The organism is Rufibacter latericius (assembly GCF_003721515.1).
Classification (GTDB): domain Bacteria; phylum Bacteroidota; class Bacteroidia; order Cytophagales; family Hymenobacteraceae; genus Nibribacter; species Nibribacter latericius.
Map to the genome: position 1 here is coordinate 61,822 of NZ_RJJD01000010.1, position 12,746 is coordinate 74,567.

Annotated in this window: 9 protein-coding genes; all 9 read left to right on the top strand. The window is 51.1% G+C overall.

Annotated features, from left to right (window positions below):
• The first annotated feature begins 31 nt into the window (after positions 1-31).
• The 9 genes from EFB08_RS16365 (at position 32) to EFB08_RS16405 (ending at position 12,726) form a co-directional block, all read left to right on the top strand.
• Positions 32-5,452, top strand: coding sequence for a HAMP domain-containing protein (locus EFB08_RS16365; protein ID WP_227006369.1), 5,421 nt, complete (start codon positions 32-34; stop codon positions 5,450-5,452).
• On the top strand, positions 5,452-5,952 hold the full coding sequence (locus EFB08_RS16370) for a chemotaxis protein CheW (RefSeq protein WP_123128045.1): 501 nt from the start codon (positions 5,452-5,454) through the stop codon (positions 5,950-5,952). Before EFB08_RS16365 ends, EFB08_RS16370 begins: the two co-directional genes overlap by 1 nt.
• Positions 5,953-5,977: 25 nt before the next feature.
• Positions 5,978-6,358 (top strand): response regulator, encoded by a 381-nt coding sequence (locus EFB08_RS16375; RefSeq protein ID WP_123128046.1) that lies wholly within the window; start codon positions 5,978-5,980, stop codon positions 6,356-6,358.
• Between the two features lie 105 nt (positions 6,359-6,463).
• Positions 6,464-7,513: a CheB methylesterase domain-containing protein gene (locus EFB08_RS16380; protein WP_123128047.1), complete on the top strand. Its 1,050-nt coding sequence runs from the start codon at positions 6,464-6,466 to the stop codon at positions 7,511-7,513.
• The gene (locus EFB08_RS16385) at positions 7,510-9,141 is read left to right on the top strand and encodes a chemotaxis protein CheA (protein ID WP_123128048.1); all 1,632 of its coding nucleotides are present in this window, start codon (positions 7,510-7,512) and stop codon (positions 9,139-9,141) included. The genes EFB08_RS16380 and EFB08_RS16385 overlap by 4 nt, the downstream gene beginning before the upstream one ends.
• Before the next feature lie 36 nt (positions 9,142-9,177).
• Positions 9,178-9,801, top strand: coding sequence for a chemotaxis protein CheC (locus tag EFB08_RS16390; protein WP_123128049.1), 624 nt, complete (start codon positions 9,178-9,180; stop codon positions 9,799-9,801).
• Positions 9,802-9,994: 193 nt separating this feature from the next.
• Positions 9,995-11,278, top strand: a complete 1,284-nt coding sequence (gene speE, locus EFB08_RS16395) for a polyamine aminopropyltransferase (RefSeq protein WP_123128050.1) — start codon at positions 9,995-9,997, stop codon at positions 11,276-11,278.
• A 4-nt stretch (positions 11,279-11,282) separates the two neighbouring features.
• Positions 11,283-12,374, top strand: coding sequence for an agmatinase family protein (locus EFB08_RS16400; protein WP_227006370.1), 1,092 nt, complete (start codon positions 11,283-11,285; stop codon positions 12,372-12,374).
• 19 nt (positions 12,375-12,393) lie between these two features.
• On the top strand, positions 12,394-12,726 hold the full coding sequence (locus EFB08_RS16405) for a phage holin family protein (RefSeq protein WP_123128051.1): 333 nt from the start codon (positions 12,394-12,396) through the stop codon (positions 12,724-12,726).
• Positions 12,727-12,746: the final 20 nt, after the last annotated feature.

The window sequence follows — 12,746 nt, forward strand, 5'->3', positions numbered from 1 at the left end:
ATTCAAAAATAAAATGGCTTTAGGTAAAAACTTGAAACTCAACAAGGATAAACTGATTGGGAAGACGGAGGCCGGTACACCTGCTGAGGCACCTACGGATGCCCTGGCCCAAGTACCGGTAGACCAACCGGCAACAAGCCAGCCCGAGGAAGCGCCTGTGCCGGAAGTAATCACTTCCGTGACGGACCTTCCCCTGGCAGAGCCGAACGGGAAGTCTTCTGTGGCCAAGGCTCGTGCTGGAGGAAAAACATTGGAGCAACAAAAAGACGAAAAAATAGAAAAAGTACTCTCAGAACCAGGTAGTGATCAGGCCCGAAAAAGTAATTCTCCGCGCCAGACCCAGACCCAGGATTCAGACTATATAAATGAGCAGCTGAACCGCGTGCTTTACGCCCTTGACGCCTTTAAAAAAGGAGACGTCTCTGTGCGCTTGACCAAGCAGAACAACGACATCTTCTCTGAGATTGCCGAAGCTTACAACTCCATGGTGGAGATGATCGGGGGCGTAGGAGGTGAGGTGTCGCGTATCTCAAAAGTAGCCGGAGTAGAGGGAAACCTGAAAGCCCGTGCCTCTGCCGAAAGCGCCTCTGGTTTCTGGAAAGACATGATCAACAATATCAACGGCCTGGTAGACTCCATCGCCGTTCCGGTATTGGAGGTAGGTAAGGTATTGAAGAACATCTCACGGGGAAACCTGGACGAGACGTTCCAGATTCCGGTGTCCGGTGACTTCAAGGTTATGGCCGAAACCATCAACCGTACCATTGACAACCTGAACCTATTTGCCGGTGAGGTAACCCGGGTGGCCCTGGAAGTAGGTACCGAGGGTAAACTGGGTGGACAAGCCTCAGTTCCAAACGTAGCCGGTATCTGGAAAGAATTGACAGATAATGTAAACGCGATGGCGTCTAACCTGACTTCTCAGGTACGTGACATTGCGAAAGTAACGACTGCCGTTGCCCAGGGAAACCTGGACCAAAAGGTAACGGTGGACCTGAAAGGGGAAATGCTTCAGCTGAAAGAGAACATCAACCAAATGGTGGACTCTTTGAACATCTTCGGGGACGAGGTAACCCGGGTAGCCCGTGAAGTGGGTACTGAAGGAAAACTAGGTGGTCAGGCGAAAGTGCCAAACGTAGGCGGGGTTTGGAAAGATCTCACTGATAACGTGAACACCATGGCCTCCAACCTGACCTCTCAGCTCCGTGACATTGCCAACGTGGCCACCGCGGTAGCGAAAGGCGACCTGACCCAGAAGATCACGGTAAACGTGAAAGGCGAATTAGCCGAGCTGAAGGACAACCTGAACCAGATGGTGGACTCCCTTAATATCTTCGCTGACGAGGTAACCCGCGTGGCTAGAGAGGTAGGAACAGAAGGAATCTTGGGTGGACAAGCTAATGTACCTAAGGTAGCGGGTGTTTGGAAAGAACTGACCGACAACGTGAACTCCATGGCCTCCAACCTGACCCTTCAGGTAAGGGATATCGCCAACGTAGCTACCGCAGTGGCGCGTGGCGAGCTGAGCCAGAAAATCACAGTAAATGTAAACGGAGAGCTCCTTCAACTGAAAGACTCTTTAAACCAGATGGTGGACTCCCTCAACATCTTCGCGGGTGAAGTAACCCGTGTTGCATTGGAGGTAGGTACTGAAGGTAAGCTAGGTGGTCAGGCAACCGTACCTAACGTGGGCGGGGTTTGGAAAGACCTAACGGATAATGTGAATTACATGGCGTCTAACCTGACGCTGCAAGTGCGGGACATCGCCAACGTGGCGACCGCGGTAGCGAAAGGTGACCTGACCCAGAAAATCACCGTTGGAGTAAAAGGCGAATTAGCCGAGCTGAAGGACAACCTGAACCAGATGGTGGACTCCCTCAACATCTTCGCCGGTGAGGTAACCCGCGTTGCCCGTGAAGTAGGAACCGAAGGAAAGTTGGGTGGCCAAGCAACCGTACCGAATGTAGGTGGTGTTTGGAAAGACCTAACCGACAACGTAAACTTTATGGCTGGGAACCTTACCTCTCAGGTACGGGACATTGCCAACGTAGCTACCGCAGTTGCAAGAGGCGACTTGAGCCAAAAAGTAACCGTTGGGGTAAAAGGAGAGTTGGCCGAGCTGAAGGACAACCTGAACCAGATGGTGGACTCGCTTAACATCTTCGCCGGTGAGGTAACCCGGGTAGCTTTGGAGGTAGGTACCGAAGGAAAACTTGGTGGACAAGCGGCTGTGCCAAATGTGGCCGGTACCTGGAAAGCGTTGACCGACAACGTAAATTCCATGGCCTCCAACCTCACATTGCAGGTACGCGATATTGCCAATGTGGCAACTGCCGTAGCACGCGGCGACTTAAGCCAGAAAATTACGGTGAACGTGAAAGGCGAGCTCCTTCAGCTGAAGGACAACCTGAACCAGATGGTGGACTCGCTTAACATCTTCGCCGGTGAGGTAACCCGCGTTGCCCGTGAAGTGGGAACCGAAGGGAAACTGGGCGGACAGGCAGCTGTACCAAACGTGGCAGGTACCTGGAAAGCCTTAACAGATAATGTTAACTCCATGGCGTCTAATTTGACGCTTCAAGTAAGAGATATAGCAAACGTGGCGACTGCGGTAGCACGCGGTGACCTGAGCCAGAAGATCACCGTTGACGTGAAAGGCGAGCTCCTTCAGCTTAAGGACAACCTGAACCAGATGGTGGACTCCCTGAACATCTTCGCCGGAGAGGTAACCCGGGTGGCGCGTGAAGTGGGTACCGAGGGTATCTTGGGTGGACAGGCGAATGTGCCGAATGTAGGTGGGGTTTGGAAAGACCTGACAGAGAACGTGAACTTCATGGCTGGTAACCTTACCTCGCAGGTACGGGACATCGCCAATGTAGCGACCGCGGTTGCTAGAGGTGACTTGAGCCAGAAAATCACGGTAGATGTTAAAGGGGAACTCCTTGAGCTGAAAAACAACCTGAACCAAATGGTGGATTCCCTAAACATCTTCGCTGATGAGGTTACACGGGTGGCAAGAGAAGTGGGAACCGAAGGTAAACTGGGAGGCCAGGCGAACGTGCCAAAAGTACGTGGTACCTGGAAAGAGTTGACTGACAACGTAAACTCCATGGCCTCCAACCTGACACTGCAAGTACGTGACATCGCCAATGTGGCGACTGCAGTAGCAAAAGGTGACTTGACTCAGAAGATCTCGGTGAATGTTAACGGAGAGCTCTTAGAGTTGAAGAACATCTTAAACCAGATGGTGGACTCCCTGAACGTGTTTGCCGGTGAGGTAACCCGTGTTGCCTTGGAAGTGGGTACCGAGGGTAAACTGGGCGGACAGGCTTCTGTGCCTAACGTAGCCGGTACCTGGAAGATGCTCACCGACAACGTGAACTCCATGGCCTCTAACCTAACCTCTCAGGTACGGGATATTGCCAATGTAGCGACTGCAGTGGCGAAAGGTGACCTGAGCCAGAAAATGACCGTGAATGTGAAGGGTGAAATCCTTCAACTGAAAGATATTTTGAACCAGATGGTGGACTCCCTCAACATCTTCGCGGGTGAAGTAACTCGTGTGGCTTTGGAGGTAGGTACCGAAGGAAGATTGGGCGGACAAGCCAAAGTGCCGAACGTTGCCGGGGTTTGGAAAGACCTGACTGACAATGTTAACACCATGGCCTCTAACCTGACGCTTCAAGTACGTGACATCGCGAATGTGGCGACTGCGGTAGCGAAAGGTGACCTCACCCAGAAAATCACGGTGAATGTTCGGGGTGAGTTAGCCGAACTGAAGGACAACCTGAACCAGATGGTGGACTCCCTGAACATCTTTGCCGGTGAGGTAACCAGGGTAGCCCTTGAAGTGGGTACTGAAGGTCGCTTAGGTGGCCAGGCTTCCGTGCCGAATGTGGCCGGGGTTTGGAAAGACCTCACCGATAACGTGAACATCATGGCCTCTAACCTGACGACTCAGGTACGCGGAATCGTGAAAGTAGTAACTGCAGTATCTAAAGGTGACTTAACTCAAAAATTAACCTTACAAGCCAAAGGCGAATTAGCAGACTTGGCCGATACCATCAACAGCATGGTGGAAGACCTTAACCGCCTTGCGGGTGAGGTGAGCCGGGTGGCCAGAGTAGCCGGGGTGGAAGGTAAATTGACCGAGCGTGCCACCGTGCATGGTGTGTCTGGAAGCTGGAAAGAACTGGTAGATACTTTGAACGACCTGTTAGAGTCCATTGTGACGCCGGTGTTGGAAGTGTCCCGTGTGGTACGTTCTATCTCTGAGGGTGATTTAACCCAGAAAGTAGAAATCCATACCGCCGGTGATATCCTGGCCATGTCCAACGCCTTAAACCTGGCGGTGGACAACCTGAATGCGCTACTGGGTGAAATCAACGATTCCTCACTCATCGTTGGTTCGTCTTCTGAAGAGATGGCGGAAAAAGGATTGGAGATGAACCGCGTTACAGTAGACGTAGCCTTGGCCATGCAGCAAATGGCCGAAGGTGCGCAGAACCAAGCCTTGAAAACTGACCAGGCCTTCAAACTAATTGAGGAAATCATGAAGGCCACCAAGGAGACCGCGAACAAAGCCGATGTGGTGAACCGTTCGGCGGTAATGGGTGAGGAAACCTCTCAGTTAGGTCTGAAAACAGTGGCCGAGGTGGTGCGCAACATGGAGGAAATTTCTTCTTCTGCTGCGCTTACTGCTAAAACCATCGAAGTACTTAGCACCCGTAGCCAGGAGATCTCTAAATCATTGGGTGTGATCACCGACATTGCGGCGCAGACTAACTTGCTGGCCTTGAACGCGGCCATTGAGGCGGCCAGAGCCGGTGAGGCAGGACGCGGATTCGCGGTAGTAGCCGAGGAAATCCGGAAACTGGCAGAAGGTTCCCGTAAATCAGCGAGTGAGATCAGCACGCTGGTAGATGACGTGAAGAAGGATACCTCATCCGCAGCAGCGGCGATCGCGACCATGGAAGGCCGGGTATTGAAAGGAAAGAATGCCACGTTTGAAGCCTCCGGCGCCTTTAAGAACATTGCTACTTCCAGCGGTGAAACACTCCGCAGTGCCCAGGACATTTTGGTGTCTACCGAGGTACAGAAAACCTCCATCGGAGACGTTGTGAAGTACGTGGAAGAAGTGGTAGCCATCGCGGAGCAAACCGCTTCTGGTACGCAGCAAGTAGCAGGAACCGCCAAGCAACTGTCAGGTTCTATGCAGGAATTGACCTCTTCCAGCCAGCGCTTGAACGACATCGCCGATGACCTGCAGATCAGTATCTCGGCCTTTAAACTTGTGAACGGCAACCTTGTTTTCCCTAACCGGAACGGACGCAAATTGTCGGCGGTGCCAAATGCCCGTAAGCGCTCTTTCACCGGAGATGAGGCAAATGACGCAGATTTTGACAAGAAAATCGCAAGCAAAAGGACGCTTAAAAACAGAGGTCAGGAATAATGGAATCTCAGAACATTCGAGATAAAAAAGAGAAGGTAGTAGAGGAGAAGGTGCATCTCATTGTCTTTAAACTGGGCAATGAGGAATACGGAGTGCGGATTGATCAGGTGAAAGAGGTAACCATTACGCCAGAGATCACCCGTATGCCCAAAACGCCTTCCTTCATCAAAGGAGTATCCAACATCAGGGGAGATATCATCGCGATCATGAACCTGGAAGAGCGCTTCAGAATTGAGCGTCCTTCTGGGGCAACCTCGCCGCATACCTACACTCTGGTGATGGAAGCCAAAGACTATACCATGGGCTTTATTGTGCATGAGGTACCGCAGTCATTGACGTTGCCGGTCTCCAGCATTGACAAAGCACCCTCTTTTATTCAGGACATCAACATCAATGAAAACTTCATTGAAGGCATAGGGAAGTATGAAGATCGGCTCATCATTGTGCTGGACATCTTCAAGATTCTAACTTCAGAAGAAGTTTTACAGTTGAAATCATAGTGCTTATTTCTTGACCTATTTACTTATGGAAATCACGGATAAAAAAAGAATCTTAATTGTAGATGACTCTTTCTACATGCGCACTATGTTGAAGAACATGCTGCTAGACGCGGGCTATGATGTGGTAGGTGAGGCTCCAGACGGGAAAACCGCCCTGCAGATGGCTAAAGAGAAAATTCCGGATCTGGTAACCCTTGACGTGATTCTGCCAGACAACACCGGCCTGGATGTTTTGAAAGGTATCAAGCAGGACAACCCAGACATGAAAGTAGTGATTGTGAGCGCCGTAGGGCAGGAAGTGATCATGAACGAAGCCGCCGAATACGGTGCGCTACACTACATCATCAAGCCTTTCTCAGAAGACAAAGTGTTAGAGGCGTTGAACAACGCTTTCAAAGAAGAATAGAAAAAACAGGCTTAAAACGCACCACACTTTCTCCCTGTGCACCAAACCAAGGTCAGAGTTTTAATTGGGGATTCCTCCGTACGCTCAAGGCTCGTGCTTTCTGGAATGATAGATGCCGAACCTCAGTTTGAGGTGGTAGATACTGCCCAGACGCAGGAGGAATTGCTGCACAAGGCATTTTCTTCTCAGCCCGACTTGATCGTGACCCATTATGGCCTGACCATGAGCGGCCGGGTACCTTTGTTTAGAAGGGTATACGGGGAGCAGTCTTCTATTTTACTCATGGTTTCCCAAAACCTGGCCCAAAACGGAACATCCATCTCCCACACCTTTGATCGGGTGGGCGGCAATGGAAACCTTTCTGGGGCAGCGAAAGGAACTACTCGGGAGGCGATTAAGGCTGGGCTTATGTCCAAATTAAGGGAGCTGGTGCATGGTTTTTCAGCGGTCAACTTTACCCAAAAAACAGAGGAACGCGGCAAGGGTCGGTGGCTAAAGTATACCAATACCTTGCTGACTTCTGCTCCGGCGGTAGAAGCTCCTTTGACGGTGGTGGTGATTGGCGCCTCTACCGGTGGTACGGCGGCTGTGGAATACCTGGTCAAAGACCTATCCATTTCGCAACCTACGGTGGTGTTAGTGGCGGTGCACATGCCCGAGAAATTCACCAAACGCTGGGCTAAGAGGTTACAGAAAAAAACCCCGTGGCGGGTAGAGGAAGGCTATGAAGGCATGGTTCTCTCCGCGGGCACAATCGTGATTGCTCCGGGCGGGCAGAACATGCGGGTACAGAGAAGATCGCTACGACCTAATCAACTCACCATTGGGCTGGAACCGTCAGAAGCCATGGATTCCCCGTCGGTAGACGTACTCATGCAGTCTGCTGCGTGCTGCGCCCAAACCGAGGTGATGGGAGTGATCATGACCGGAATGGGTAGTGACGGAACCCAAGGTGCCCGCGAAATCATCAACAAGGGCGGTGTGGTGATCGCTCAGAACAAAGAAACCTCCACCATTTTTGGGATGGCAAAATCCGCGATTCAAAATGGTGTCGTAAATGGAGTTTTCCCCATTGGGCAGATAAATTCCATCATGGACCGGTTCGTGACGAACCGCTATATGAGCCACGAGCTCCAACAGAAACTGGTAGGATGAAGTCGAGAGATCAGGAATATAAAGAGATATTTATAGCCGAGGCTCTCGAGTATTATGATGCGCTGAACCGGCACATCAGTGATCTGGAGAAAAGCCCGGAAGACGAGCAATTACTGGCGGAGGTATTCAGGTTACTGCACAACCTTAAGGCCAACGCCAAAGCCATCGGGTACGAGGCCATCGCGGACATTTCGCATAAACTGGAAACCGCCTTCGGCCTCATCCGGAACAAAGAGCTCATGTTCACCGATGAAGTGGTAACGGTGCTTTTTGACGGGATTGACCTATTGGGCGAGATGATCACCGGCATTGACGGAAGCAAGGAAGTGGAGCCCAGCCCCGCTTTGCTCCGCAACCTGGACATCATCATCAATTCACAGGCAGAGAATTCTTCTGAACTGGCAAAGGTTCAGAAATACTATACCTCCAAAAACCTGTCGCTTTCTGACCTGATCTATATTCAGATCAAAAAGCTGGACCATTTGCTAAACCTGGTAGGGGAGCTGATCATTGACCGTGACCGCATCTTCTCCATCAGCAAGGAACTGGACAACGATGACCTTAAGAGTGTGAGCGCCCATTTGTACCGCATCACCGAGGAGTTGCAGTACAGTGTCATGGATGCGCGCCTGGTTAACGTGGGCTCGTTGTTCAACAAGTTTCCGCGCATTGTGCGGGACATCGCCGTGGCGGAAAAGAAAGAGATCAACCTGGAGATTTCAGGGTCTGACATTCAGATTGACCGAAACATCCTGCAGATCATCACCGACTCCCTTTTGCACCTCATGCGGAACGCCATTTCGCACGGGATAGAAAAGGCCGATGTTCGGAAAAAGGCCAAGAAAACGCCAAACGGCAACGTTACGCTCTCAGCCCAGAATGACCGTGACACGGTTATTTTGAAATTGACCGATGACGGCAAAGGCATTGACCAGGACGAAGTTCGGCGCGCCATCGTGCAAAGAGGGTTCCTTTCTTCCGATGCCGCTGGAGATTTACGTGACACCGAGGTGCTTTCTTACTTGTTTGAACCGGGGTTTTCCCTGGCCAAAGAAGTGACGGAGGTATCTGGAAGAGGAGTAGGGTTGGATGTAGTGAAAAACGCCATTGATTCCATCGGTGGCAGAATCCGGGTAGATTCCAAAAAAGGGGAAGGCACCACGTTCACGCTTTTCCTGCCCACATCCATTGCGGTGAAAGGCGCTTTGCTTTGCCAGGTGGAAGAGAACTTCTACGCCATTCCGTTGATGCACACAGATTCTGTGGTGGCGTTGCCGACTGAAGAATTGCACGAAGTGGGGGAATTGCTGGTGGCGGACATCAACGGGGAGACCATCACCATTGTGTCTATGCGGGAACTGTTCAATACAGACCTCCACGACTATAGCGTTAAGAAAACCGATTTGGAGGGTGATGTACAGAACATCATCATTGTGACCTACAACAACCGGAAACTTGGTTTGATCGTTGACAAGCTGCTGCGTCAGCAAGACATTGTGATCAAAGCCCTGAGCAAACCGGTGAACACGATTGAGATTTACGCGGGGGTAACCCTTTTAGGATCGGGCAAGGTGTGCCTGGTGCTGGATGTGGCCGCCATAACCCGTTACTTTATAGCCAGAAGGTAAGAGGAGATGGGAAACAACAATTTTATAGCCTGATTCATGGAGCTTCAAGTAAATGAACTAGAGCGGGATATTATCAAAGAGATCCTGAACATAGGCCTGGCCAGGGCAGCTGACTCGTTTGCAGTTATTGCGAAAGATCGTGTTTTGTTGAAAGTACCCGATTTGCAGCTGATGGAGGCAGAAGAGCTCCTGAAGATTGTTCGGGCCTACGAGAACTCGCACACCATCATCCAGTCAGATATCAAAGGCGAGCTGAACGGGTCTACCCTGATGCTGTTTTCTGAACTGCACGTGGAGCAACTCTCTAAGGTGTGTCTGGGGATGTCGGTGAAAGGCAGTGACCCGCTCACCGAAATGCAGGAATCGCTTTTACTGGAGGTGAGCAACATCATCACCGGCGCTCTGGTGACGCAGTTGGCCAATATCCTCAAGTCCAACATCTACGGCTCGCCTCCCGTGGCCCCCAAGCATGACATCGCGGAGTCACTGAAAGGGATTTTCACCGATCATCCTTTGTTCCAACCGCTGGTGTTCACCGTCATCACCCAGTTCACTAACAATACCCAGATGGTAGAATTACCACTGCTGTTGTTTTTTGACACCAACACGTTTATCAAAATATTGGAGATCATCCGTTCCTATAACTTCCTCACCAAGTAGTTATCGTAAATAGTAGAAGCAAAAGAGCCGCCCTGTGCGGCTCTTTTGCTTCTAAGTAAAAGGGAGTTGAAGCGGTTTTAAAGCCGTTTTCAGGAAACGAGCCCGTAAACGCAACTATTATCTAACTTTCCAATGCAGTATCTTTTTTGTTGTTTTGCGCGTCTGAACAATTACATGAATTAGAAAAACGCCTATGGACGCTTTAGGAAGACATATTCTGGTGGAGTTTTACAATTGCTCGCCTGAGTTGATGAACGATGTAGTACACATTGAAAACAGCATGGTGGCGGCGGCGGAGACCGCGGGGGCCACCGTCATCAACAGCACATTCCACCACTTTTCTCCCTATGGCGTTTCGGGTGTGGTCGTGATTCAGGAGAGCCATTTGGCTATTCATACCTGGCCAGAATTTGGTTATGCCGCCGTGGATTTGTTTACCTGTGGCGATTCCGTAGACCCCTGGGTTTCCTATAACTACCTCATAGAAGCGTTTCAGGCCAGCCACGGTTCTTCCATGGAATGCCTGAGAGGCCAACAGAGCCTGCTCAAACGCACTGATTTTACCGTGGAGGCCCGTGACTCCGGTCAACCGGTGGCTAGCATCCCGCGCATTACCCGCGATGTCTGGTTTACCGAGCGCGACGAAAACATCGCCCTTTCTTTAAAACACACCGGAAACCAATTGTACAAAAAGCAATCGCCTTACCAGAAAGTGGAGGTGTTTGAGACGCTGGCCTACGGCAACATGCTCACCCTAGACGGCATGGTCATGTGCACCCAGAAAGACGAATACGTGTACCACGAGATGATCACCCACGTACCGTTCTTTAGCCACGGCAATGTGAAGCGTGCCCTGGTGATTGGCGGCGGCGACGGCGGTACCGTACGTGAACTTCTTCGCCACGACAGCATTGACGAAGTGGTGCTGGTAGAGATTGACGAACTGGTGATTGAAGCCTGCAAACTGCACTTACCGGAAACTGCAAGCGCCTTCGGCCACCCTAAACTCAAACTGCTGGTGGAAGACGGCATCAAATACATTCAGGATTGCGCAAACGAAGCCTTTGACCTGATCATCGTGGATTCAGCAGATCCGGTTGGTCCTGGCGAAGGCTTGTTTACCGCCGAGTTCTACTCCGAGGTACACCGCTGCCTGACCGAAGAAGGCGTGATGATTACCCAAAGCGAATCGCCAAGGTTCAACTCCAACGTGTTCGTGGAGATTTTTGATACTTATAAAGGAATTTTTGGGCAGGAAAACGTGCACTGCTACCTGGCCGCCATCCCAACGTATCCTACCGGTACCTGGAGCTTTTCGTTCAGCGCCAAAGGCAGCGTGCATCCAAAGAAATTCAATCAGGAGGCCGCAGCGGCTTTCTCCAGAGAGCAGGGACTGCGGTATTACAACGAAGACATTCACGTAGCCGCCTTCGCCTTACCTAATTTCGTAAAAGATTTACTTTCCTCTAAAGCCTAGTTTTATGAGCATAAACATGCCCACCATGTGCGATTCAAAGCACAAGAAAATCACCTCTTTCGATCAGAACGGCGTAGGGGATGTTGGCAGTGGCCTATTTGGACTTCCGTTCACCGAGGAAGAATCTGAGGTGGTGATTTTTCCTATTCCGTGGGAAGTGACTGTTTCCTACAACGCCGGCACCGCCGAAGGCCCCGCCGCCGTGCGTGATGCCTCTCCGCAATTAGACCTTTTCGATCCGGAACTTCCCAATGCCTGGCATCTGGGCATCCACATGCCTACCATGCCGGAAGACTGGGCAAAAGAAAGCCAGCGTCTGCGGGAGAAAACTGAAGCCTACATTGAGTGGTTGGAAACCGGCAGCCCCGGACAGCCCAACCGTTTTGACCTTACTTTGGCAGAAGTAAACCGAAAAGGCGAGGAGCTCCTGCAATGGTCTAAACGCGAAACCTTGAAGTACCTGGAGAAAGGCAAACTGGTAGGCGTTTTGGGAGGCGACCACAGCACGCCGCTGGGCTTTATGCACGCTTTGGCCGAAAAGCACGAAGAATACGGAATCCTGCAGGTAGACGCCCACGCCGACCTGCGCGACGCCTACGAAGGCTTCACCTATTCGCATGCGTCCATCATGTTCAATGCACTCAAATTGCCGCAGGTGAAAAAGCTGGTACAGGTAGGCATTCGGGACCTTTGCCAGGCCGAGGCCGAGTTGGTGGACCAGTCCAACGGACGAATCACTACGTTCTATGACAGCAAAATCAAAACCAAAATGTACGAGGGAACTTCCTGGCGCAAGCAGTGTAAAAAGATCATCGCCCAGCTACCCCAGAAAGTGTACATTAGCTTTGACATTGATGGGTTAGATCCTAAGCTTTGCCCGGCTACCGGAACCCCGGTTCCAGGTGGGTTTGAGTTTGAAGAGGCGGTGTATCTGATCAAAGCCCTGGTGAAATCAGGTAGAGAGATCATCGGGTTTGATTTGTGCGAAGTAGCACCAGGTGATAGCGAGTGGAACGGGAATGTGGGTGCTCGCCTCCTATACAAACTCTGTAACTGGATGGCCGTATCACAGAAACGATTAGAAGCTTCTTTATAACCTACTACCTACCACTACTATGGGATTCATCCTCAAGATTATCATCACCGGCATTGTGGCCTTGGTGCTGGCACAGTTTTTCCCGGGCGTAACCATTGACGGCATCACCAGCGCCATTCTGCTGGCTTTGGTGTTAGCTATACTCAATGCGGTGGTACGGCCCATTCTGGTGTTCCTGACCATTCCCATCACGTTTTTGACGCTGGGTCTGTTTCTCCTGGTCATCAACGCCATCATCCTGTACATGGCCGATTATCTCCTGGACGGCTTTGATATCAGTGGCATCATCACCGCTATTCTTTTTAGTTTGGTGCTGTCCATCGTGACCGCCATCATTGATGCCATCTTATAGGCTGAACCCCATTTTGCTAA